Origin of the sequence: Corynebacterium ulcerans (assembly GCF_900187135.1) — a bacterium.
In the GTDB taxonomy this organism is placed as follows: domain Bacteria; phylum Actinomycetota; class Actinomycetes; order Mycobacteriales; family Mycobacteriaceae; genus Corynebacterium; species Corynebacterium ulcerans.
Genome location: NZ_LT906443.1, coordinates 365354 through 389707, shown reverse-complemented (window position 1 = coordinate 389707; position 24354 = coordinate 365354). Strand labels below are relative to the sequence as shown.

18 protein-coding genes are annotated in these 24354 nt (G+C 52.4%); 12 read left to right on the top strand and 6 right to left on the bottom strand.

All coding sequences use genetic code 11. From position 1 onward, the window contains the following. Positions 1-215 precede the first annotated feature (215 nt). The 5 genes from secD (at position 216) to CKV68_RS01650 (ending at position 8138) form a co-directional block, all read left to right on the top strand. Entirely contained in the window at positions 216-2084 is a 1869-nt protein-coding gene (secD, locus tag CKV68_RS01670) for a protein translocase subunit SecD (RefSeq protein ID WP_038621968.1), read from the top strand. Then, positions 2081-3202, top strand: a complete 1122-nt coding sequence (secF, locus tag CKV68_RS01665) for a protein translocase subunit SecF (RefSeq protein ID WP_013911643.1) — start codon at positions 2081-2083, stop codon at positions 3200-3202. Before secD ends, secF begins: the two co-directional genes overlap by 4 nt. 191 nt (positions 3203-3393) lie before the next feature. Further along, positions 3394-5067: an ABC transporter substrate-binding protein gene (locus CKV68_RS01660; protein ID WP_414017489.1), complete on the top strand. Its 1674-nt coding sequence runs from the start codon at positions 3394-3396 to the stop codon at positions 5065-5067. A gap of 158 nt (positions 5068-5225) precedes the next feature. Then, a complete protein-coding gene (locus tag CKV68_RS01655; protein ID WP_014836475.1) occupies positions 5226-5783 on the top strand; it encodes an adenine phosphoribosyltransferase in 558 nt (185 codons plus the stop codon). Positions 5784-5858: 75 nt separating this feature from the next. After that, positions 5859-8138 (top strand): RelA/SpoT family protein, encoded by a 2280-nt coding sequence (locus CKV68_RS01650; protein WP_014525862.1) that lies wholly within the window; start codon positions 5859-5861, stop codon positions 8136-8138. Between the two features lie 160 nt (positions 8139-8298). Here CKV68_RS01650 and CKV68_RS01645 read toward each other — a convergent pair whose 3' ends face one another. Together CKV68_RS01645 and CKV68_RS01640 are read right to left on the bottom strand one after the other, a co-directional pair. Continuing rightward, positions 8299-8559: a hypothetical protein gene (locus CKV68_RS01645; RefSeq protein WP_095075477.1), complete on the bottom strand. Its 261-nt coding sequence runs from the start codon at positions 8557-8559 to the stop codon at positions 8299-8301. A 396-nt stretch (positions 8560-8955) separates the two neighbouring features. Continuing rightward, on the bottom strand, positions 8956-9810 hold the full coding sequence (locus tag CKV68_RS01640) for a peptidylprolyl isomerase (RefSeq protein WP_014525860.1): 855 nt from the start codon (positions 9808-9810) through the stop codon (positions 8956-8958). Between the two features lie 211 nt (positions 9811-10021). On the opposite strand from CKV68_RS01640, the gene tpx reads away from it, so the two are divergent. The 3 genes from tpx to hisS all read left to right on the top strand — a co-directional run bounded on the left by tpx (position 10022) and on the right by hisS (position 12571). Continuing rightward, positions 10022-10519 (top strand): thiol peroxidase, encoded by a 498-nt coding sequence (gene tpx, locus CKV68_RS01635; RefSeq protein ID WP_014525859.1) that lies wholly within the window; start codon positions 10022-10024, stop codon positions 10517-10519. 59 nt (positions 10520-10578) lie between these two features. Beyond that, a complete protein-coding gene (locus CKV68_RS01630) occupies positions 10579-11217 on the top strand; it encodes an MBL fold metallo-hydrolase (RefSeq protein WP_095075476.1) in 639 nt (212 codons plus the stop codon). A gap of 82 nt (positions 11218-11299) precedes the next feature. Further along, positions 11300-12571 carry a histidine--tRNA ligase gene (hisS, locus tag CKV68_RS01625; RefSeq protein ID WP_013911635.1) on the top strand — a complete coding sequence of 424 codons (1272 nt, stop codon included), beginning with the start codon at positions 11300-11302 and terminating at the stop codon, positions 12569-12571. Positions 12572-12637: 66 nt separating this feature from the next. Here hisS and CKV68_RS01620 read toward each other — a convergent pair whose 3' ends face one another. The 3 genes from CKV68_RS01620 to CKV68_RS01610 form a co-directional block, all read right to left on the bottom strand. After that, on the bottom strand, positions 12638-14044 hold the full coding sequence (locus CKV68_RS01620; protein WP_095075475.1) for an L-serine ammonia-lyase: 1407 nt from the start codon (positions 14042-14044) through the stop codon (positions 12638-12640). 229 nt (positions 14045-14273) lie between these two features. After that, entirely contained in the window at positions 14274-14810 is a 537-nt protein-coding gene (locus CKV68_RS01615) for a CE1759 family FMN reductase (protein WP_014525855.1), read from the bottom strand. Then, on the bottom strand, positions 14798-15400 hold the full coding sequence (locus CKV68_RS01610; protein ID WP_014836469.1) for a TetR/AcrR family transcriptional regulator: 603 nt from the start codon (positions 15398-15400) through the stop codon (positions 14798-14800). The genes CKV68_RS01615 and CKV68_RS01610 overlap by 13 nt, the downstream gene beginning before the upstream one ends. 182 nt (positions 15401-15582) lie before the next feature. On the opposite strand from CKV68_RS01610, the gene CKV68_RS01605 reads away from it, so the two are divergent. The 3 genes from CKV68_RS01605 to CKV68_RS01595 are packed head-to-tail and all read left to right on the top strand — an operon-like array spanning position 15583 to position 21209. Next, positions 15583-16350, top strand: a complete 768-nt coding sequence (locus tag CKV68_RS01605; protein WP_029975435.1) for an ATP-binding cassette domain-containing protein — start codon at positions 15583-15585, stop codon at positions 16348-16350. 42 nt (positions 16351-16392) lie between these two features. Continuing rightward, entirely contained in the window at positions 16393-18414 is a 2022-nt protein-coding gene (locus CKV68_RS01600; protein WP_014525853.1) for a YhgE/Pip domain-containing protein, read from the top strand. A 35-nt stretch (positions 18415-18449) separates the two neighbouring features. Next, on the top strand, positions 18450-21209 hold the full coding sequence (locus tag CKV68_RS01595) for a DEAD/DEAH box helicase (RefSeq protein WP_095075474.1): 2760 nt from the start codon (positions 18450-18452) through the stop codon (positions 21207-21209). A gap of 43 nt (positions 21210-21252) precedes the next feature. Here the strand turns inward: CKV68_RS01595 and ypfJ are convergent, their stop codons facing one another. After that, entirely contained in the window at positions 21253-22128 is an 876-nt protein-coding gene (gene ypfJ / locus CKV68_RS01590) for a KPN_02809 family neutral zinc metallopeptidase (protein WP_041477360.1), read from the bottom strand. 318 nt (positions 22129-22446) lie between these two features. Here ypfJ and aspS point away from each other — a divergent pair, with 318 nt between their 5' ends. Continuing rightward, entirely contained in the window at positions 22447-24240 is a 1794-nt protein-coding gene (aspS, locus tag CKV68_RS01585; RefSeq protein ID WP_180956314.1) for an aspartate--tRNA ligase, read from the top strand. The last annotated feature ends 114 nt before the right edge of the window (positions 24241-24354 follow it).

Sequence of the window (24354 nt, the reverse complement as noted above, 5' to 3'; positions counted from 1 at the left end):
GTTATGCCGTACCATTAGCCGAGGATATTTCTGTTAGCGTTTTCTCAGGCGTGGAACGGAGTGGTTGGGGCGTCGGTTTTACCGTGAGTCTCGGCCAGTATCACACATAGATTTGATTTTGCTGACGACGAGCCCTCGTGCATGTTTGCTGAATCATCGTCGCTCTCTTCTGTACATAAAAGGGGAGAGCAGAATTGTTAAGAGGAGAACTTCAATTGCCTTCGCAATCACAGAAGGCGGCTAAAGGATCCAGAGCGTGGCCCAAGCAGGCACTTGCTCTTTTCATCCTGATTATCGCCGTGATCTATGCATTGATCTTTGCCACAGGTGACCATAAGGCCACGCCAAAGCTTGGTATTGACCTGCAGGGCGGTACCCGCGTTACTTTGGTACCACAAGGCGCAAACCCGACTGATGAACAGTTGCGTCAGGCGCGGATGATCCTCGAAAACCGTGTGAACGGCATGGGAGTTTCAGGCGCAAGTGTTGTCACAGATGGCAACACCCTCGTTATTACTGTCCCCGGTGAAGACACTTCTCAAGCACGTGCACTTGGGCAAACGTCTCAGTTGTTGTTCCGTCCTGTTGCAACTCCAGCCCAGCCAGATACTGCAAAACTGTTGGAGTCTTTGGAAGCCATGGCAAACCGCTGGGTCTCTATCGGAGTGCTTAACGCCGATGAGGCAAACACTGCGCTTGAGAACACCTCCAAAGCTTTAGCTAAGGCTCAAGGTAAAGAGGAAAAAGACGCAAAGGCTCCCAAAGTTACCGCCGCTGCGCCTGAGGCCCCAGCTAATTCCATCGAAGCGGAGGCCTTCCGTAAGAAAGTCATTGATGCGTTGAAGAAGGATCGGCAGTCGACTGATGCCACAACGCAGCTGGCTGCGAGTTCTTTGCTCAAGTGCACAGACCAGCCAGATCCGCTTCAAGGAACTGACGACGCAGCTCTGCCGCTGGTTACGTGTGATCCCAGTAGCGGACGTGTGTATGTGCTCGATCCAGCTCCTACTCTGATCGGTGAGAATCCGGAGAACAAGGATGCGAAGCGTCTTACCGGCAACGAGATTGATACCAACCGTCCGATCACCGGTGGTCTTAACAGCCAAACAGGCCAGATGGAGATTGGTTTCTCCTTCAAATCAGAAAATGGCGATCAAGGTAGCGCCACCTGGGCTGATTTAACTCAGAAGTATCTGCGAAAGCAGGTCGCAATCACCCTTGACTCACAGATCATTTCTGCTCCTGTGATCCAGTCTCCCACGCCAGTTGGCTCAGCGACGTCGATCACCGGTGACTTTAGTCAGCAGGAAGCTCAAGAGCTGGCTAACAACCTGAAATACGGAGCACTCCCACTGAGCTTCGCAGGAGAAAACGGTGAGTCCGGTGGAACCACCACCACCGTTCCCGCGTCGTTGGGAACTGCGTCGTTGAAGGCCGGTTTGATCGCAGGACTCGTGGGCCTGGCATTAGTAGCAGCATTCTCCTTCTACTTCTACCGGTTCTTTGGAATCATCTCGATCTTCTCTCTGTTCACCTCTTTCACTCTGGTGTATGGCTCTTTGGTCTTGCTTGGCCGTTGGATAGGCTATTCATTGGATCTCGCAGGCATTGCAGGTTTGATTATCGGTATCGGTACCACAGCTGACTCCTTTGTGGTTCTTTATGAACGCATCAAGGATGAGGTGCGGGATGGACGCACGTTCCGTTCAGCAGTTCCGCGTGGCTGGGAGCGTGCTAAGCAAACGATCATCACTGGTAACGCTGTCACGCTTATTGGTGCGGTTATCATCTACATCCTCGCCGTGGGTGACGTTAAGGGCTTCGCGTTTACCCTGGGTCTTACCACGCTCTTTGACATTGTGGTGACCTTCTTGGTTACTGCGCCGTTGGTGATTATGGCTTCACGTAAGCCGTGGACCTCTCAACCAAGCGCGAATGGAATGAGCAAGATCTTTAAGATCGCCCAACAGCGTGAACAGGAGCGGAAGTTGCAGGATTCCGCAGTAACCGACTCCGAACAGGGGATCGTCGGGGCATCCGTCGACTCCAAAGAAGCTGATAAGCATGAGGGAGACAACAAGTGAGTTCCAAAGGAGTTCTAAATAAGCTTTATACAGGTGACGGTGGTCTTGACTTTGTAGGAAAGCGCCGGACCTGGTACTGGGCAACTGCGGCAATTTTGCTTGTATGCCTTGTCAGCATCGCTCTTCGCGGGTTTAGTCTTGGGATTGACTTTGTTGGTGGCACAAAAATCAACATGCCGGCAGGAAACTTGGAAACTACCTCAGTGTCCAAGACCTTTGAGGAAGCTACGGGCGTTGAGCCAAAATTAGTTCAGATCGTAGGCTCTGGTGATACCCGAATCCTGGAGATTAATTCCAAGCGGCTTTCGGAGGAACAGATCGGTAGCGCCCGCCAGGCACTTTTTGAGGCCTATAAGCCTGCTGATACTTCCGGGAAACAAACTCCGGATGCTATCGGTGATTCCACGGTGTCAGAATCGTGGGGTTCCACGATCACTAAGCGGATGCTGATCTCCATGTTCGTCTTTTTGGTTGCTGTGTTTATCTACATTGCTGTGCGCCTGGAACGCGAAATGGCAGTGGCAGCTATCGCGGCGCTTCTGGTGGACTTTGTCGCTATCGCTGGTATTTATGCCCTCCTGGGCTTTGAGGTTTCTCCCGCAACAATCATTGGTCTGCTTACGGTCCTCGCATTCTCGCTGTATGACACCGTCATTGTCTTTGATAAAGTTCGCGAAAATACAGCCGGTTACTTAGGAAACCGGTCGAGAACGTATGCAGAGCATGCAAATCTAGCAGTGAACCAAACTGTGATGCGCTCCATCTCTACTACCGTTATCTCGGCGCTTCCTATTCTTGCGCTGATCGTGATTGCTGTGTGGCTATTGGGAGTGGGAACGCTCAAGGACTTGGCACTCGTGCAGCTCATCGGTGTTATTGAAGGAACATTCTCCTCCGTCTTCCTTGCAACCCCCATCCTTGTGAGCCTGAAAAACCGCTCGAAGGAGACAAAAGCGCATAACGCAAAGGTTGCTGAGCATCGAAATTTGCGAAACGGAGCTCAAGACTCCACGGAGAGTTCTGATGATGCGCATGACACTGAGCTTTCCGACGCTCACAAGCGCACCGTAAGTTCTCCCACATCTACGGGTGCGAGCTGGCGGCCACAGCGTCGTTAGCGCACAACAGTAGAATAGCTGCCCCTTGTCCCTGTCTGGACAAGGGGCAGCTGTGTAGAAACTGCTCAACGGTATCGGGTGTAGGGGAAGAATATAATAAGGATTGATGTGGCCAGGGTATTGCGTTCTATACTTTTTGATATGGAAGCGTAAGCTTCTCACTCATTGAGCTACATGAAGGGCCCGTCTAATTGAGAGCACCAAAAGACCACGGACGTAGCCATACGCGTCGGCCATTGTCGGTAAACCATGGTTGGACCATAGGTTTTGCTTTGAAAGCTCTTGCCGCAGTACTTGTGTCCTCAGTTCTTTTGACGGCTTGCGGTAGCGATAGTACGCGGGATGGAACAGCAGGTAACGGCAAGCATTTTGGGTATGCCGTAGACGATTACCTAGTGACCACAAACGCAGGCACCAATGTTGGAGTTTCTACGAATGCCCAGCTGATGGCCGGAAGACTCTATCCCTCGGCCTATGTTTCGGGGCCTAAAGGCCAATTGATTCCCAACAGAACTTTGGTGGAAACCCAGGTCCTTCCGGGGCCTAATCAGCAGGTTATCTATAAGATTGCTGATAGTGCCGTGTATTCGGATGGAAAACCTGTAACGTGTGACGCTTTTCTTTTAGCTTTCACCGCAGGCAGCATGAACTCTTTGTTTGAGTCACACATGCCCTTAGCTCAGCAGGTTGACCATGTTGAATGCACAGCTGGCTCAAAGCAAGCGACAGTAGTATACAAAGAAAACTTTGGTGCTCGATGGCGCCAGCTTTTTGGTGCCGGTGTTCTCATGCCTGCACATGCAGTGGCTGCTAAAGCGGGAATAAGCCTTGAAGAACTCAATAGGCTCCTCAAATCTAGGGATTATGCAGCTTTAACTAGAATCGCAGAGATCTGGAACAACGGTTTTAATCTGAAGCATTTTGATCCAGAACTCCAGGTTGCCTCTGGTCCTTTCAAAATAGAGTCGGTCGGAGACAAGGGCGAAGTAGTTTTTGTCCGTAATGATCTATACAACGGAGAAAAAGCTGCGCTAGATCGGCTGGTTGTGTGGCCGCGTGGCATTGATCTTAACGAGTTGCGCAACAAAGGCAGTCTGCAGATCGCAGATGTGACTAATACGGATTTGATTAGTTGGCTCGATCGTAATGATTCCCACAACCCTTATACAGTGGCAGCAGAAACTGGTTTGTTAACGGATTCGTTGATTTTGGGCGACGCTGGAATATTTTCAGATGTAGAAGCACGTCGTGCTTTGGCTGCATGCGTGGATCAAGCAAGCGTAGCTAAGGCTTCAAGTACAGCGTCGGGAGTAGACGTCCAGCCAGTCTATGCGAGAACCGTGCGCGCAACTGATGCTGTCAATGCACAATTAAGGGACATTATTGAGCCTCATGTCCACGTTAATATCGATGTAGCTAAGAGGCTAGAGGGCAAGACCATCAAAGTGGGATATGACGGCCCAGATCCTCGAAAGAAAGCTATGGTCGAGGAAATTCGTAAGTCGTGTGCTGCTGCTGGAATTACGATTGAGGATGCGGCCAAAGAAGCTGCGTCTTTGGCTGACCTGAGCCATACTCACGTTACAGATTCCGGTGTAGGCCTTGTCGAGGAGGGCACTATCGACGCCATCTTGATGGCAGTCGATCCATCATCGGAGTATGCAGACGTGGCTAGCTTGAGCAATAACGTCCAAGCAACGCGAGCCGCGGAGCGACGCTCTTGGGAAGAAGTACCTACTATTCCTTTGGCTTCCCAGCCCCGAGTGTTTGTAGTGGATAAGGCAGTGGGTAACGTGGTTACTAATACAGACTTATCTGGAATTGGTTGGAATATGGATCGCTGGAACGTAGTGGGGGCTCGATAGCTTTAGTTCGTTTTTATGACTCGCTGGAGATAATGCTGAATGCGGCGCTTGAGAGGGCGTCGACAAGCATTGTTTTTGCCGCGATTCCCGCTGACATCACGGTAGGGAGGCACAATTTCTACCCCCATCATTTGAATACGTTGCTCCAAGGATAAAGCATGAGCCACCAGACTTATATGAACGCACGAGATGCGCTTGCCTCGAAGACGAGATTTGTGCCGGATTTTCCTGCCCCTGGCATTCTTTTTGAAGACTTGACCCCTGTACTGGCAGACCCTGAGGCATTTCGGCTTGTCGTTGATGAGCTGTCGGCAGCGGCGAAAGCAATGGGGGCGGACCTCATCGGCGGATTGGATGCACGTGGTTTTCTTCTTGGTTCGGCGGTTGCGTATAACACGGGTAAAGGAATCCTCGCTATTAGGAAGAAAGGCAAGCTTCCTCCTCCTGTGCATACTCAAGAATACGCGCTTGAATATGGTACGGCTGCCCTAGAGTTACCAGGTGAGGGGATTGATCTTCAAGGTAAAAAGGTAGTCCTCATTGATGATGTTTTGGCCACAGGCGGTACACTCGTAGCAGCGAAGTCGCTAATTGAGAATTGTGGTGGAACAGTTGCGGGTTATGCAGTTGTCCTAGAAGTAAAAAACCTCAAAGGGCGAGAGCGTCTCAGCGATGCACCTCTTGTAGTAGTAAATGAGCCGGAGACCATAAATTAAGTTCCGGGTAGTGGATGGATACAAGGGGCTTCCTTATCGGCCCTGCGTATACGGAAAGGGCATATGGGTGCGGTGATGGCGCAAGAAAAACGACCGCAAAAGCAGCAGAGCTCGATGCGGAGCATGTCGGCGCGTTTGGCGCGAAGCCTAACGGGGAACCGAGTCCGCGTGAATCCGGTATTGGAACCATTATTGGCCATTCACCGGGAGTTCCATCCAAAGGCCGATCCCGTGCTTTTAGATCGGGCTTATACTACCGCGGAGCACCTTCATGAGGGGGTGTTCCGAAAATCGGGTGATCCGTACATCACCCATCCGCTTGCCGTTGCAACGATTGCTGCGGAAATCGGCATGGACACCACAACGCTGGTAGCAGCGCTGCTCCATGACACCGTAGAAGATACTGATTATTCTTTAGAAGACCTCACGCGCGACTTCGGAGAAGAAGTAGCGCGGCTTGTCGACGGCGTAACCAAGCTGGACAAAGTCGCCCTAGGCGCCGCTGCGGAAGCAGAAACAATCCGTAAAATGATCGTGGCTATGAGTCAGGATCCTCGCGTGCTGGTGATCAAAGTAGCCGATCGTCTTCATAACATGCGTACTATGCGTTTCCTGCCGCCGGAGAAGCAAGCAAAGAAGGCGCGTCAGACTCTTGAAGTAATTGCGCCGCTGGCTCACCGGTTGGGAATGGCCAGCGTGAAATGGGAGCTTGAAGACCTCTCTTTTGCAATCCTTTATCCCAAAAAGTATGAGGAAGTCGTGCGCTTGGTTGCTGACCGGGCACCGTCGCGGGACCGGTACCTCAAGGAAATTACGTCTCAGCTGCAACAAGCTTTGAGGGAAAACCATATTGAAGCTGAGGTTATGGGGCGGCCAAAGCACTACTGGTCGATTTACCAGAAGATGATTGTTCGAGGGAAAGACTTTGAAGATATCTTTGACCTCGTTGGCATCCGCATCCTCGTAGACAGCATTAATAATTGTTATGCAGCGATTGGTGTTGTCCATGCCCTTTATGCCGCAATGCCAGGGCGATTTAAAGACTATATTTCTTCGCCCAAATTCGGTGTTTACCAGTCTCTTCACACCACGGTGATGGGGGACGAGGGTAAACCACTAGAGGTGCAGGTGCGCACCCATGAGATGCACTTCAATGCTGAATATGGCATTGCTGCGCACTGGCGTTACAAGGAGACCAAGGGTAAAAACAGCGGTGAGCAGGCCGAGATCGACCAGATGTCGTGGATGCGGCAGCTATTAGATTGGCAAAAAGAAGCAGCTGATCCTAACGAGTTCCTGGATAGCCTACGTTATGACCTCACCAGCAAACAGATCTTTGTTTTCACTCCCAAAGGCGATGTAGTCAACTTGCCGGTGGACTCTACTCCTGTAGATTTTGCTTACGCAGTGCACACAGAAGTGGGGCATCGATGCATCGGCGCCAAGATCAACGGCAAACTCGTAGCGCTTGAAACTAAGCTCAAGTCCGGCGATCGAGTCGAGGTCTTTACCTCGAAAGATCAAAACGCTGGTCCCTCGCGCGATTGGCAAGACTTTGTTATCTCTCCGCGCGCTAAAGCTAAGATCCGGCAATGGTTTGCCAAGGAACGCCGCGAGGAATACCTTGAGGCTGGGCGCGATGCCCTTGCCGCAGAAGTGCAGCGGGGCGGGCTTCCTATGCATCGCCTGTTTACCGCGCATTCAATGAAGCAGGTGTCGACGGAGCTGCATTACCCCGATGTGGACGCTCTCTACACAGCCATTGGCTCGGGATCAGTGTCCGCAGCGCATGTGGTTAACCGGCTTATGGCCACATTTGGCAGCACAGATGACGCTGAAGACACCCTGGTGGCGCGTACGCCTTTTAGCGAGCTCGTTAACTCTAAGACTCAGGTCACGGACAAAAACGGCATCCTAGTCGAGGGAAGCCCCGACGTTATGGCAAAGCTGGCTAAATGCTGTATGCCAGTTCCCGGAGACGATATCTTTGGCTTTGTCACACGTGGTGGCGGCGTATCGGTGCACCGGACGGACTGTACCAACGCGGATAGCTTGAAAAACGAGCCCCAGCGTCTTATCTCTGTCTCGTGGGCGTCGGAAGGCGGCTCGGTCTTCGCTGCTACACTGCAATTGGAAGCACTGGATCGCGACGGTCTGCTGATGGATCTGACCCGGGTGATCAATGAGCAACGAGTCCAGGTTATTGCCATGAGCTCGAATGCTTCTGACGACCACGTGGCTACTGTGCGCTTTACGTTCTCCGTATCAGACACGAAACAGCTGGGATCATTGATGACTCAGCTGCGAAACACTGAGGGCGTTTTTGACGTCTACCGGTTGACTTCGGGCGGGTAGACGCGCGTATACGATAGGGCCGCCTTTTTAGCACAAGGCGGCCCTATTGCTATAAGCATGGCAATGAAGCGCCACGAAGCACTGCGTGAAAAAGACATAAAAATATCCTCCCCGTAACAGTAGCGGGGAGGAGAGCGGCCAGGGCCGCGTTATTCAAGATTTACTTGAAGAACTTGTCCAGGCGACCAGCGAAGGTCAGGATGGTGGTGATGATACCGATGATTGCGGAAACAACGCCGATCCACTCTTTGATATCTTTTGCCTTGATATCACTGTCGGAGCTGCTGGAGCTTCCGGTCTCTTTGACTACAGCGGAAGGCTCTTGGGAGTCCGCAGCGAAAGCTGGGGTGGAAAGGGAACCTGCTGCAATGGCGGTAGCGGTAGCAACCGAGATGAGAGCCTTGCGGGAGAGGAGCTTCATAGCTAATGGGTCCTTTAGGTTAAGGGAAATCTAGACTGACGGTGATGGTAGTCTAGTCGCACACCTTTGCGCAACTTTTCTTTTTCACACGCTGTCAGGGGAAATGAGTATCACCTTACTTATGTGTGAAAAGTAGGGAGTCTGCAAAGATTGCATTTCCGATTCGGGGGAATGGTGAAACTTATTTCAGGTCAACTATATATTTATGTCAGCATTTGCTCAACTTTTATTAAGTTTTTAGCTGTGTGTTTTGCTTCATGTAGTCATGTGGCAAAAAGTTTAAGAGCCTTATTGAGTCTCCGCTGTATAACGGGATCTCAATAAGGCTCTCGGGTTATTGTCCTCAGGATGACCTATATAAGGTTCTCCTTGAAGCGGGAATGGCTGTGTTGTTTTCTACGACTTCACGGTTGCTTTTTCGATCTTAACCTCTTCAGCAGGCGCGCCATCAGTAGCTCCGCCCTTGACGCCTGCTTCTGCGATGGCGTCGAGAGTCTTCAGTCCGCTGTCCGAGATCTTGCCAAAGTAGGTGTAGTTCGGTGGAAGTGGCGAGTCCTTGTAATTGAGGAAGAACTGGGAGCCGTTGGTGTCGTTGCCAGCGTTGGCCATGGCGATGGTTCCACGCCCATAGACAACCGGCGTGGTTGCGCCCTTCATTTCATCCGTTGGGTACTCGTTGGCAAATTGGAAGCCTGGGCCGCCGGAGCCAGCGCCGCTTGGGTCGCCGCACTGGAGGACAAAGATGCCGTTGGTGGTCAGACGGTGGCAAACGGTGTTGTCGTAGTAGCCTTCGGAGGCTAGATGCTCAATAGCATTAACTGTGCACGGGGAGACCGAGCGGTCCAGTTCTAGTCCCACGTCGCCTTTATTGGTCTTGAGATCAACTGTGACCGTGCCTTTGGTGGTCACATCAGAGGTCTTGGGCTTGGATACTTCTTTGGAAGCCTTGCCTGCATCCTTGTACTCACAAGATACGGAATCGGGGAGGGCTTTTTCACGTGTGAGCGATAACGGTTTGAAATCCGGCTTTTCTGGCGTGGTTGTGGCGGCAGAGGAAGACTCTGCGGAAACCTGCTCCTCGTTGGACCCAGAAGAATTGGCCCAATAGATTCCACCGACGATAGCTAGAACAGCTACCGCAGCCGTGGCTACAACTCCGAGGGGCTTGGTCTTCTCGGAGCGATCCCGCGACTTAATTTCTTTTTCTAGCGCGCGCATTGATTCTTCGCGACGCTGTTTATTATTGCTCACAGGTTAGTTTCCTTACGTTTTGTTGAACTTTGCGCGGATGAAGTCGCGAATTATTCTAACCTGAGCCTAGTGGGCGGCAACACTTGATTAAAACTGATGCCGTTATCTAGGTCGATATCTAGACCGATGTGAAAGCTGAATCTGTGAGGAAGCTCAGGTTTTTCTGACCTCACTATGGCGAAGTTTGCCGTCGACACCTATTGTGGCTGGCATGGCAATGACACATTTTCATGGAACTAGCGTAAGCACCAGTGGAAATCTCCCGGATGTGGGGGAACAGATTAAACGATTCACGCTCACAGGGGTTGACCTTGGTGATCTCAATGAGGCTACTTTTGCGGGAAAGCGCATTGTTTTTAATATCTTCCCGTCAGTAGATACTGACGTGTGCGCAGCATCCGTTCGCCGCTTTAACGAGCTTGCAAGCGGAATGGATAACACAGTTGTCTTGTGTGTCTCTATGGACCTTCCCTTCGCTCTTAGCCGCTTCTGCGCTGCAGAAGGCTTGGATAATGTGATCCCGGCATCGGCTTTCCGCTCCGATTTTGGTCAAGACTTTGGTGTTGTTCTAGAGGATTCGCCATTGAAAGGCCTGTTTGGGCGAGCTGTAGTAGTTACTGATGAACAAGGCGTTGTTCATCATCGAGAGTTGGTTTCAGAGATTACTGAGGAGCCAAATTACGACACGGCTCTAGCTGCGCTGCGCTAGGTCTATCAAAGCGGGCGATTCTTCGTGTTCGGTACGGTAGGGGCCTAAAGTAGGGTGCTATGGAAATTCTTGGCTTTGCTACGGGTCCCTATCAAACGAACTGTTATGCCGTGGTTCATGACAATCAAGCCAGTGTTATTGATCCTGGGATGCATGCGCAGCCTCAGATTGAGGCGTTTCTTGCTGAGCAGAAGGTATCTCTTGTTCAGATAGTGCTCACGCACGGACATATAGATCACGTTCGTGATGCAGCAGCATTGGCAAACAAGTGGGGCGTTCCAGTGTATATCCACGATGCAGATGCCGCTTTCCTGGATAAAGGTAAAGGAATGTCCAAAGAGTCTCTGTTGCTTTTTGCTGTCGAGGATATGCCGTTACCTAATAACGTCCAAAGCCTAGAGCACGGGCAACGCATTGAACTTGGGGGAGAAAAGTTTGAGGTGCGGCATGGACCTGGACATTCGCCAGGTTCTGTACTTTTAGTGGGTTCGGAGTTCTGTTTTTCAGGAGATATTCTTTTCAAGGGATCCATCGGGCGGACTGATCTGATGCACTCCGACCCTCAAGCAATGCAGGAAACTTTAAAAAATCAAGTCCTTTCCCTTGATAATTCTCTTCAGATTTTGCCGGGGCACGGCCCAATGACAACGATGCGCGCTGAACGGATGAACAATCCATACTTGCGCCCCTTTGTCTAAAAACCCGCTAGAGGCCAAGCATGTGCGCGATTGTGTGAACCCACTGCGCGTTCTTGGCTACTCATGACTAAAGTGGTTCGTTGTGAGTACAAAGAAGCTTCAGACAATCTCGGCACCGAAAGGCGTGCCTGACTATATTCCGCCGGTATCGCCGGAATTCCTTGGTGTTCGAGACACCTTCGCGCATCAGGCCCATCTTGCCGGTTACGAGCACATCGAGCTTCCTGTGTTTGAAGAGACAACACTTTTTGCTCGGGGCGTCGGTGAGTCAACCGATGTTGTGTCCAAGGAGATGTATACCTTTGCTGATCGCGGAGAGCGCTCCGTGACATTGCGTCCTGAGGGCACCGCCGGCGTTATGCGGGCAGTGATCGAACACAACCTTGATCGCGGGCAGCTTCCGGTAAAGCTCAATTATTATGGCCCCTTTTTCCGCTATGAGCGTCCGCAAGCTGGCCGGTATCGACAGCTGCAGCAAGTGGGTGTCGAGGCGATCGGCATTGATGACCCAGCGTTGGACGCAGAAGTCATTGCTCTTGCTGACAGATCTCTTAAAGCCATCGGACTGCAGGGATATAGGCTGGAACTAACCTCGCTTGGCGACGACTCCTGCCGCCCGGCGTACCGTCAAAAGCTCCAGGATTTTCTCTTTGCGTTGCCTCTCGATGAAGAAACTCGCCGCAGGGCTGAGATCAATCCGCTGCGTGTTCTCGATGACAAACGCCCTGAGGTGCGTGAGATGACGGCTGATGCACCTCTCATGCTGGATAACCTTTCTTCTGAATGCCGCGAGCACTTTGAAACGGTGACGGGCCTTCTTGATGACCTTGGGGTGGCGTATACAGTCAACCCACGAATGGTGCGCGGCTTGGATTACTACACCAAGACCACGTTCGAGTTTGTTCACGATGGCCTTGGCGCACAGTCGGGCATCGGTGGCGGAGGCCGCTATGACGGCTTGATGGCACAGCTTGGAGGACAGGAACTTTCTGGAATCGGTTATGCCTTGGGCGTTGATCGTTGTCTGTTGGCACTTCAAGCAGAAGAAAAAACTGTTACTGACGGATCCCGTGTTGCTGTTTTTGGCGTTCCGATGGGAGCAGCGGCCAAGCGGAGTATGGTCGGCATCGTCGATAAGCTGCGTGCGCAGGGGATCTCTGCGGACATGTCTTATGGTGACCGTGGCTTGAAAGGTGCTATGAAAGGTGCCGATCGTGCGGGAGCTCGTTTTACGCTTGTGGTGGGAGACCGAGAACTGGAACAAGGCGTTGTTGCAGTAAAAGATATGGTCTCGAAGGAACAACGCGATATAGCTATAGACGAGTTGGTAGCTGATCTAAAAGCACGTCTTTAACCATGCGATAGGCAAAGGCCTTGCCCCCAGAAACATCTGCTCTGGGGTCAAGGCCTTCAACTGTAATTAGCACTCGGTAAGGTTAACTGGAAGTCCGAGGTTAACTGCCAGGCCTCCCATGGAGGTCTCTTTATACTTTGTGAGCATGTCTCTGCCGGTATCTGCCATCGTTTTGACAACTTCGTCGAGCTTAACGCGGTGAGGCCCGGTCTCAATAAGCGACAAGCGTGCTGCGTTGATGGATTTTACGCCGCCGATTGCGTTGCGTTCGATACAGGGGATCTGAACTAAGCCAGCTACTGGGTCGCAGGTGAGGCCGAGATTATGTTCAAGTGCTATTTCTCCTGCATGCTCTACCTGCTCGGGGGTGCCGCCCATGACTTGGCATAGGCCGGCTGCTGCCATTGCTGAGGCTGAGCCAACTTCTCCTTGGCATCCGACCTCTGCTCCTGAAATGGAAGCGTTAAGTTTAATGATCACTCCTACCGCTGCTGCGGATAGGAGGAAGTCGCGGTGCCAATGAGGGGACAAATCTTTGCGGAAGTCCCGGGCGTAGTGCATGACTGCCGGAATAATGCCTGCCGCACCGTTGGTAGGGGCTGTGACAATGCGGCCGCCTGCGGCATTCTCCTCGTTGACCGCAAGAGCGTAGAGGTTGACCCACTCCATTGCGTGCAGTGCATCGTCGTGAGCATTATCTATGCTGCGTTGAAGGTACTCATGGAGTTCAGGTGCGCGGCGTTGGACGTCAAGACCACCTGGCAAAATGCCTGGCGTTTTAATGCCCTGGACTACGCATTCCTGCATGGCTTCCCAGACTGCATCAATGTGCCGGATGACGGGTGCTGCATCTCCATGGATTGCTATCTCGTTGGCCATCATGATCTCTGCTACGGAAAGACCGGATTGCTTGCATACGGATAACAGCTCGTCGCCTGTATGGAACCGATACGGTAGGGGGTCTTCTGAAGAAACCCGGGAGGTCGTGGATGCCCCAGAGCCAAGGGGCTCTTGTTGCGCCTGGAATTCCTGCTTGGTCAGGATGAATCCGCCGCCGACGGAGAAATACACCTCGGGGTCGGCTAGCTGGTTTCCCTCGACATCATAGGCGATAAAAGTCATCGCGTTGGGATGCTCTGGAAGAGGCGTGGGATCAAAAATAAGCTGGTAAGAGACAGTGCCGTCAGGGCCAGTGACTGTGCCTTCGGTGGCTACTGGTTCGCCGAATGCTGGGGCAATATCGGGAGTAGTAGTGGTTGGTTCATAACCTACAAGGCCAAGTATGGTTGCGCGGTCAGTTCCGTGGCCGACTCCGGTCGCGGCAAGAGAACCGTGCAAGGTGACGGAAATTTTTGCCTCTAAGAGTTCTGGATGTGCACTGGAAAAATGGTTTGCAGCGCGCATCGGTCCTACAGTGTGTGAGGACGAGGGGCCGATGCCGATGCTGAACAAGTCGATGATGCTGATGGTCATCTGTGCTCCTTTTAAAACGGGTGAGTGAGATCCATAGTAGAGATAGAGCACAACAAAATCAGCCCCCGAATGGCGGTGATATGGCGTCTAGCGATCTATCAGCTTGTGATTGTGGCACTACCTAAGTCTGTTTTCTGGGGTAATGCAGGGTGTGATGATTCTACATTCATAGTCAGAATTTATTGCTATTGCCGTGTGATCAGAAGAAAACACCGTATTTTTTGGAGTCCTAGGGGGTTAAAAGAAGCGCAAGCTCGTGTGCAGCGCGGCGGATTCGGTGACAGAATGCATCGGAGTTTTCCGGCAACCTGTCGTGTGGTGTGGCCAGAATTGCAGTGGGAACAGTTGCCGCTTTGAGATACGTAAACAAGGGACGTACGGCGTATTCAAGGACGAGCGCATGTCGCTGGGAGCCTGCATTAGCGGCGATGATCACTGGCATTTCATGAATGTCTTGGGGGTGTAACACGTCAAAGAACATCTTGAAAAGGCCAGAATAGCTGGCTTTAAACACCGGGGTTACCGCAATGAGAGCGTCGGCAGATCGTACAGAATCGATAGCTTGCTGTAATTGCGCAGAAGTAGCATTCTCTGTCACTGAGTGTGCGAGATCGACCGCAAGAGTGCGTAACTCTATGATCTGTACGGTGAGTGTTTGTCCTGAGGCTGCAACTTCTTTGCGAACCTCACTGGCGATTTCTTGAGCGAGAGCTAAAGAACTTGACGGTGTGGATAACCCTGCGGACACAATGGTCACTGTTCGCACGATGAAGAGGCCTCCTTAGCAGATATTCCGGCGCGGCACCCGGCTAGATAGATCGTGATGAGATGTTTTGTTGAGGGGGCTGGGTGCGTCCCCATATCAAAGTGTGGGGGCGCACATAGCGCGATTATTCCAGTGTAAAAGTCAATGCCGGAGATACTGGAATGGATAAGGCCTGTGGTACGGAGATTCGTGTCGATTCTGCGAATCTGGGTGAAAAGTGCTTCGCGGGGCCTCATAAAATCGGGCGGAAGTTGTTTTTCCTCCGGTTGGACCAGCGCAGGGATGAGTATGTTGAGGCCGACGGCCGTGATGAGGTTAACCAGCTCATTAAGCTGGTTTAGTGCAGTTTCCTGATCGCAAGGTGGATTGTCGGCTATGCGCTTGAGTTCAGCTATTCCTCTGTCGGCAATAGCGATGATGCAGCTATGGACTAGGTCGTTGCGGGTGGGGAAATTGCGGTACAAGGTGGCAATGCCTACTCCGGCTTCTTCGGCTACTGATTCAAGCGTCATGTCCTTTCCATCTTTAATAAGTAGGGACATCCCGGCTTCAATGAGACTGTTACGTCTACGCATGGCGTCGGATCGCATTATGGGTTTCCTTGTGCTGGGAGAGGGTAGGGGCTTTGATGAAGCATCTGTGCGCGGGTCTGTTTGACATTTGCGCGGGTCTGTTTGACATTGCAGTACAGGGAGAGAAATATGTTGGTGACTCCAATGTGGAGGGTAACATCTCACTTTGGTTCTCGTAAACCAGTGAAGCAGAGGAATAAATGAACCCGTCTGAAGCACATACGTCATCGCAGGCTCCCGACAAACCAGTGGTGCTGACCGCTCGAGACCTCGTACTCACTAGCGGTACTGAATTACCGTATCTCGATGTTGAACCGGGGCTGACATTGCTGCACTGCGGTCGCGAAAACTCGGCGACCACGTTGTCATTGACCCTGGCTGGGCGTATGAAGCCTAAGTCGGGGACAGTGGTGCTTAACTCGGCATCAGGAGAAAAGACTACTCCGCGACAGCTCCATAAGCATGTGGCTTTGGCTGGAATCCCTGAATTTGATTCCCTGGAACGGCTTGTGCCGGTCAAAGCCGTGGTGCGCGAGCAGGCAGCGTGGACAAGTAACTGGTGGCGTCGGGTGCCTTCGTCGATTGAGAAGATCGATAGCTTTGTACAGGCGGCAGAGCTGCTTGGTATCCAGGTCACTGAGAGCTTTGGCAAAAAGAAGGTCGGTGACCTCGACCCGCTGGAGCGTTTTGCATTGAGGATTGCTTTGGCATTGACGTCGCGACCTGATGCGGACCTTCTTATCGTGGATGATATTGACCAGATCAGGAGTCTGCGTCTACGAGCGGATCTCTTACGGCAGCTGAAAGTAGTATCCGAGGTACTTCCGGTAGTCACGGTATCTGCTAACTCGGACGTCGATGGAATATGTGATGCAGATATACCGGTTGCTGGTGCGTTAAAACGGGCACAGGATCGGGAGAAAAATGTACTCGATAACCTGCTGCAGCTGGGGGAAAGCAATGAATGATATGAAGCAACAACGCCAACGGATAGGAAAGGGGATAGGCCAGTGAACCTATTCCATATTGGAACCGAGTTTCGTCGGTTCGGCCATGGCAAGCTTCCCCCGCTGGCTATCGTGGTTATCGTTTTGATGCCCCTGCTGTTCGGTGGCCTTTTTGTCTGGTCCTACTGGGATCCGATCGGGCGTCTTAACAAGCTTCCTGTGGCTGTGGTCAATTCTGATCAAGGCGCAAAAAAGGACGGCAAAGATATTAAAGCCGGTGACCAGATTGTGGAAAACCTCATCAACAATCCGGCGGCTAAATTCATTGAAGTTGATCCGGAGACGGCAAAAGAGGGCATAGCTAACGGCACCTATTATTTTGCCATCGAATTACCCTCTGACTTCTCTGAAGCAGCAATTAGTGCGGGTACGGATAAGCCACACCAAGCCAAGCTCAATGCTGTGTACAACAATGCCAATGGCTTCCTGGCCACCACGGTGGGAAATCAGGTAGTGGCACGCGTGCTAGCAAGCGTGAATGAGCGTCTTGGAGCGCAAGTAGCAAATCAGCTGTTGGTAGGGTTTAACACAATCGGTAGCGGGTTGCATGCGGCAGGCGATGGCGCGCATAAGCTTGCCGACGGCACGGGAACCGCAAAAGACGGTGCACAAAAACTTGAGGACGGTACGAAGCAGCTTCATAACGGCATCGATACTGCAGATCAAGGCGCGCATAAGCTTGCCGACGGCGCGAAGCAGCTTCATAACGGCATCGGCACGGCAAAAGATGGCGCAGATGCTTTATCTTCTGGGCTGCAACGTCTTAATACCGCGACAGATACGTTGGGTGATGGAGCAGGACAAGTATCGGCGGGCGTCGATAAGCTTGTGGGCGTTGCACGTCAGGCAAGTAGCGCCCAGGATCAGCTGACTATTCCGCTGGTCAACTTGAGCGCACAACTACGGGCAACAGGTATTCCACAAGCAATTGACTTAGCAAATAGCGCGGATGCAATCATTGCGTCCATTAGCGCTCAAGGCATAGGTGGAAACTCTGAAATTATTGGGCAGCTCAATAAGCTTTCCCAAGGCGCTGCGGAGATTCATCGCCAGCTCTCAGACCCCGCAGCTCCTTACCGCTCTGGTGTCAACCAAGCAACAGACGGGGCACAGAAACTCTCTACTGGTCTACACAAACTTTCCGATGGATCCGAGCAACTTGTCGTGGGAACGCAGACTCTTGCGGATGGAACGAGCCGTCTTTCTGAAGGCTCCCAGCAACTTACCGTTGGCGCTGCACAATTGAGCTCTGGGCTAGTCAAACTTTCCGAAGGCTCTGGTGAATTAGCTCTCAAACTCAACCAGAGTGCAGATAAAGTTCCTTCTTTCGGCGAAAAAACAATAGATGATGCCGCCCGGAATGTGTCGACCCCAGTCAAACAAGAAGTAACCAAAGATACTATGTCCCTCTTCGGCGTGGGACTCTCACCAATGTTTATTGCGCTCGGGCTCTTCATGGGTGGAACTGTCACGTTTATGCTGATGCGTCCCTTGCAGCGTCGAGCCATCGAAACCGGAGTAGCCCCCTTCAGAGCGGTACTCGCATCGTATCTTCCTGCAGTCATCGTGGGTTGCTCCCAGGCGACGGTGATGTTCTTTGTGCAGCGCTACGCGATCGGTCTAGATGCACACAATGAGATCGGTCTTTGGGCAGCCATGTGCGTATCCTCTATGACGTTTATGGCTATCACTCAAGGTCTCAACGCAGTCTTTGGCTCTACCGTAGGCCGGGTACTCTGTATCGCCTTTATGTCCTTGCAGATTGTCTCCTCCGGCGGACTATATCCACCGGAGACACAGCCCGCACCACTGCGCTGGTTCCATACGTATGATCCAATGACCTACTCGGTAAACCTCCTGCGTCAGATGATCTACGACACCGATATGACGTTGGATCATAGGGCCCTTCAGTCTTTGCTCGTGCTCTTCTTCATCGCCGCATTATTCCTTACCTTCTCCACCTTTGCGGCGTTACGGGAACGGCAAATGAAGATGAAGGACCTACACCCAGAAGTTTCCGTCTAACGTTAAAAGCAGGCAGTGACCTAGACTTCTAATACATGGATCGTAGTCACCTCGCCGCTCTTCGAGGCCGCGCGCAACAGCTCATCTCACTCAAAGATCGAGCCGTTGCCGTGGCCTCATATGTTTCTGGAGACCTCCCCACAGCTCGAGCCGTACACATGGGGATTGAAGCCGGATCGGTGCGATTAATTGACACGTCCACTATCACGTGGCCATACGGGCTCTACTTACACGCAGAGTTTGCAGAGGACAAAGACACGATACTGGCCACGGTGCAGAGCTATACCGCACTCATTAACCCGCTGGTCCCTTTACTAGATAAGTCCGCAAACGCCGCAAGCGGCCGACTTTTCAGCTTTTTTACTTCCACTAACATCGCTGCCGCGCAACAAGCAGCAGCCGAGCTTGAACGTCTCCTATCCAACCCCGCCATTGATAGCGCCACGCTAAGCATTACGCATATTCTTTCGCGTGCCGACGAAGCCAACCACGCCCAACACTTAGGCGTGCACCTCACGCCAGGTATCCACGGCACGCCAGAACGCTACCTTGCCGCTGCCCGTGGTTCCCTGGCTCAGGCGCTTGGGATAGGCGAGGGGATGGATACCGCGACTTTCGATTCTCTCGACCGCAACTATGTGATTCCTGCCAGGAAACTAGTAACCCACATTGAAAATGACCCCAATTCTGTGCCTAATCTGCGCATCCATGCAGAGCACATCGCACGAACAATCACATCGCGTCAAGCCTCCGAACTTGTACGCGGTCTACCGCTGGATGCACTGAAAGAAGTAACCAACGAGCGCCTAAGATTTACCGGACTGGAGAGCGTAGGAGTTTTTAGTGTGCTTGACGTGCTCTCAACCCCAGAGACCACGCTCACCCAAGTATCCGGAATCGGAGCCGCCACAGCCAAAAGGATCAAAGGCGCTGCCCAGACGCTTCACTCTGAAGCTATGGCAGCACCACTGACAAACCTCGGAGACACCCGTACCCCCGAACTAGTGCAGCTGCTACAAATACTGGCTCGCTTTGAGCAAGCCGACAACCTGTCGGAAGAACAACGCAACAGAAGAGACCGACTCATCGGATACTTCCGTGGCACGCCACACGACATCGCACTTATCGGCGCCCCCTTCCTCGTGGCTCGTGCGACAAACCCCACCGGACTTATCGATCCTTCCTCGCCGCAGATCAGCACTAACGCAGATTATGAGCAGTTCATCGAAGACATCTCGTGGGCTAACGCAGCACCCCAAACATTTGCCACACCTCCCGTAACAGACCCTGGGGAAGCCGTGTGGGAGGACTATCAGACGCGCCCGGCACACTATCAAACCCTATGGTCTGCTTTACGACAGGTAGAAAGCAATGAATCAGGACAATCCGCTCTACCAGAAGAGACAATCGCCAAGATACGAGCTCTTCGCCTCGATCAATCCCTGCTCACAGAGCTCTACCTTCGCGGATACCAAAGCTTTGGCGCCAAATTTGCCCTAGTTCAAAAGAAAGTCATCCTTGGCGATGAAATGGGCCTAGGAAAAACAGTCCAAGCTATCGCTGCCGCAGCACATATCGTCGCACAAGCCGACACCGCAGAAGACGCACGAATACTCGTTGTAGTTCCAGCGTCCCTCATCGTTAACTGGCGCCGAGAATTCGGCAAATTCTCAACAATCCCTGTCCACGTGGCCCACGGAGAGCTCAAAGAATCAGCCCTTTCTACCTGGACCGCCAAAGGCGGGGTGCTGATCGTCACCTATGAAGGCGCGCGATCCCTGCCAATTCCCGCACCAACGATAGCCATCATTGATGAGGCACACTTCATCAAAAATCCCGCCGCCCAGCGATCACAAGCCGTCAAAGCACTCATCGAAAAATCCGAATATGCACTGCTTATGACAGGCACTCCACTAGAAAATCGACTGAGCGAATTCCGCCAACTAGTCACTTACATACAACCAGACCTACTGACTCACAAAGACAACCTCCGCCCACAACAATTTAAAAACGCAATCGCACCAGCTTATCTCCGTAGAAACCAAACAGATGTCCTCGATGAGCTCCCCACAAAAATCGAGACAGATGAGTGGATCGATCTCACAGAACAGGACCTCGCGGAATATAAACATGCCGTGGCAGAAGGCAATTGGATGTCCGCGCGCCGGGCTGCGATGGTTGCGCAGCGTCCGCTGTGCGCAAAAGTTGAACGAATCATCGAACTAGCTGACGAGGCCGCTACTGAGGGGAAGAACATCCTTATTTTCAGTTACTTCCGAGACGTCCTTGATCGCCTACACCTTGAGTTTGGACAGCGAAGTGTCGGAATCATCAACGGCGATGTTGCCCCGATTAAAAGGCAAGAGCTTGTGGACGCGCTTGGAACCAACGGACAAGACGTTTTGTTGGCTCAGATAGGCGCCGGAGGCGTAGGACTTAATATCCAAAAGGCTAGCGTGGTCATGCTCACCGAGGTGCAGGTGAAGCCTGCGTTAGAAGATCAAGCTATTGCCAGAGCACATCGCATGGGACAGACAAAACCAGTAAGCGTGTATAGGCTGCTCGGAGACGAGACCATCGACGAACGACTACTGGAGATCAACGCTCAGAAACGTAAGCTTTTCGACGAATACGCGCGCGAAGCAGCATCGGCAGACATACACGACGCGGTCGATGTGTCTGAAGCTCAGCTGGCTAAAGATATTTTAGCTGCCGAGCGCGTGCGGCTTGGACTGGATTCTGCTGAGCCTCTTGAGACCGCAGATATTGCAGAAAAAGTGGCAGATTCGGAATAGGATCCTGGTCTAAAGAGTCAGGTCAGTGCCTATCTTGGGGCGCTTATTTGTAGACGTTGCGCTGGAGGAAATCGCAGGAGCTCATCTTCCCTGAGCGATACCCTGCAAGGAACGCCTCTTGGCGCTGTTGCGAAGAGCCGTGTGTAAAGGATTCTTTGTTGACGCGTCCGGTAGCGCGCTCTTGGATATTATCGTCTCCCACCGCACGTGCCGCGTTGATAGCGTCGTTAACCTGCGCTTCGGTGATTGGCTCCAAGAAAGCGTTCTCGCCTTTATCTGCGTAATGTCCCCAGACCCCTGCGTAACAGTCTGCCTGAAGCTCGATTTTCACTGCATTAGAATTGGGGCCGGGATCGTTGTAATTGGATAGGCCCAGCGTGCCCTCGATGTTTTGGATGTGGTGGCCGATCTCGTGGGCAACGATGTATTCCTGTGCAAACGGAGTGTTTTTACCGCCATATTTGGACAGTTGATCGAAGAAACTCACGTCAAAATAAGCAGTCTGATCACTAGGGCAATAAAAAGGACCTGTAGCGGCGGAGGCAGCGCCACACCCCGTGTTGGTGGCGTTGTTAAACACAACTAGTTGAGGTTTTTTAAAGGCTAAGCCGGCTTGAGCCGGGAGTTGTTCCGCCCACATTTGGTTGACGGAAATGCCGGTGAACTCTACACGGCAATCTGCGTGCTGATTCGCGTCATCAGTCGTTTTACAGTGCTCCAATGTGCCAGAGCTTTGAGAGGTTTGTGGCTGGTTTGTGTCGCCCAAAAACTGACCCAGGTCAGAGGGATTTCCACCCATGAGCAAAAAGATGCCCACGAGGAGGAGAGTTCCGATGCCGCCGCCGGCCGCGATTTTTCCACCATTACCGCCGGAACGCGCAAGGTTTTCAGGCTTTTCTATACCGCCACGGAAAGTCATAGAATTATCATGCCACACGACTTGACTCTTTCATCGGCGCTCAAGAGGAAAAGAAGGAAAGATTCAGCAAGACTTCACCTAAAAGCCGAGAAAAGAAGAGGAATCCGTCAAAAGAATGCCCCCTGTCACGTGCTTGCGCTAGTCCAGGTTCTTGCGCGGCCTCACGGGCAAAGGTTTCCGGTATCTCTCTGGCTCGTCAATTGCGGAATAATAATTGTGGCGCCCGCTGTCGCGCGGGGCGTACCTCAAGGGGTAGAATCGAGCAGTTGATAAGCAAAGGGCGGATTGAATCCGCACAAGCGAAAGGATTTGGTGCACGTGTTGCGCACTCATCTCGCGGGTGATCTCCGTAAGGATACCGCTGGGCAGACTGTTACCCTCACTGGTTGGGTTTCTCGCCGTCGTGATCACGGTGGCGTTATCTTCATCGACCTAAGGGACTCTTCTGGTCTTGTGCAGGTGGTCTTCCGTGAGAACGACGTGGCCGAGAAGGCTCACCATTTACGCAGTGAGTTCTGTGTCAAGGTTACCGGTGTGGTGGAAGCCCGCCCCGAAGGATCTGAGAACCCTAACCTAGCGTCGGGTGAGATCGAGGTTAACGTTAGTGATCTTGAGATCTTGAACGAAGCAGCAGCACTGCCGTTCCAAATCGACGATGCATCCCAAAGCGGCGGAGAAGTGGGAGAGGAAGCGCGACTGAAGTATCGTTACCTCGACCTCCGCCGTCCTACACAGGGTGGGGCGCTACGTTTGCGTTCTAAAGCTAACCAGGCAGCACGCCGAGTACTCGATACCCATGACTTTGTGGAGATCGAGACTCCTACGCTGACTCGCTCTACCCCTGAAGGTGCACGAGACTTCCTGGTACCTGCTCGTTTGAAGCCGGGCTCATGGTACGCGCTTCCTCAATCCCCACAGCTTTTTAAGCAGCTGCTCATGGTCGCAGGCATGGAGCGCTATTACCAGATTGCGCGCTGTTACCGAGACGAGGACTTCCGTGCTGACCGTCAGCCGGAGTTCACCCAGCTTGACATCGAGATGAGCTTTGTCGACCAAGATGATGTCATTGCTCTTGCAGAAGAAATTGTTACCGAGCTCTGGAAGCTCATCGGTTACAACATTCCTACCCCGATTCCGCGCATGACCTATGCCGACGCTATGCGTCTTTATGGTTCTGATAAACCAGATCTGCGCTTTGACATCAAGATCGTAGAGTGCACCGATTACTTCAAGGACACCACTTTCCGCGTTTTCCAAAACGAATACGTGGGCGCTGTGGTCATGGAAGGCGGAGCGTCGCAGCCACGTCGTCAGCTCGATGCATGGCAAGAGTGGGCTAAGCAGCGTGGAGCAAAGGGCCTTGCATACATTTTGGTAGGAGAAGACGGGGAACTGTCTGGCCCGGTAGCCAAGAACATCACTGAGGCAGAACGCGCCGGAATTGCTGAGCATGTTGGGGCAAAGCCAGGCGACTGCATTTTCTTTGCGGCTGGTGATACAAAGAGCTCTCGCGCCCTGCTCGGTGCAGCCCGTGGTGAGATCGCCCGTAAGCTGGACCTTATCAAGGATGGCGATTGGGCCTTTACCTGGGTTGTCGACGCACCCTTGTTCGAGTCTGCTGCGGACGCTACCGCTTCTGGTGACGTAGCTCTAGGCAATTCCAAGTGGACAGCTGTGCACCATGCCTTTACTTCTCCAAAGCCGGAATGGATGGATTCCTTCGACGAAAACCCAGGGGAGGCTACGGCCTACGCTTACGATATCGTGTGTAACGGCAACGAGATCGGCGGCGGTTCGATTCGTATCCACCGGCGTGATGTGCAAGAACGCGTATTCAAGGTCATGGGTATTACGGAAGAAGAAGCTCGTGAGAAGTTTGGCTTCTTGCTTGATGCCTTCGCTTTCGGTGCGCCGCCACACGGTGGAATCGCCTTTGGTTGGGATCGCATTGTCTCCCTGTTGGGCGGCTTTGATTCTATTCGTGACGTCATTGCGTTCCCCAAGTCCGGCGGCGGAGTTGATCCACTAACTGATGCTCCTGCACCGATTCCGCTGGAACAGCGTCGTGAAACAGGAGTAGATTTCAAACCTAAGAAGAAGTCTGCGGAATAGTTTGGTTTTACGCGATTCTGCATTTTTGTGAGAATTACCGAGGCTTGCCTCGATCATCATCCGAGTCGTTGTGTTTGGTTGTGCACCTGCAGTTCGACTCGGATGTGGCACGAC

Bases quoted from the DNA above. Each gene is read 5' to 3' on its own strand.
- CKV68_RS01655 (WP_014836475.1), top strand. From the start codon at position 5,226: ATGAGCCACCAGACTTATATGAACGCACGAGATGCGCTTGCCTCGAAG.
- CKV68_RS01650 (WP_014525862.1), top strand. From the start codon at position 5,859: ATGGCGCAAGAAAAACGACCGCAAAAGCAGCAGAGCTCGATGCGGAGC.
- CKV68_RS01645 (WP_095075477.1), bottom strand. From the start codon at position 8,559: ATGAAGCTCCTCTCCCGCAAGGCTCTCATCTCGGTTGCTACCGCTACC.
- tpx (WP_014525859.1), top strand. From the start codon at position 10,022: ATGGCAATGACACATTTTCATGGAACTAGCGTAAGCACCAGTGGAAAT.
- CKV68_RS01630 (WP_095075476.1), top strand. From the start codon at position 10,579: ATGGAAATTCTTGGCTTTGCTACGGGTCCCTATCAAACGAACTGTTAT.
- CKV68_RS01620 (WP_095075475.1), bottom strand. From the start codon at position 14,044: ATGACCATCAGCATCATCGACTTGTTCAGCATCGGCATCGGCCCCTCG.
- CKV68_RS01610 (WP_014836469.1), bottom strand. From the start codon at position 15,400: ATGCGATCCGACGCCATGCGTAGACGTAACAGTCTCATTGAAGCCGGG.
- CKV68_RS01605 (WP_029975435.1), top strand. From the start codon at position 15,583: ATGAACCCGTCTGAAGCACATACGTCATCGCAGGCTCCCGACAAACCA.
- CKV68_RS01595 (WP_095075474.1), top strand. From the start codon at position 18,450: ATGGATCGTAGTCACCTCGCCGCTCTTCGAGGCCGCGCGCAACAGCTC.
- ypfJ (WP_041477360.1), bottom strand. From the start codon at position 22,128: ATGACTTTCCGTGGCGGTATAGAAAAGCCTGAAAACCTTGCGCGTTCC.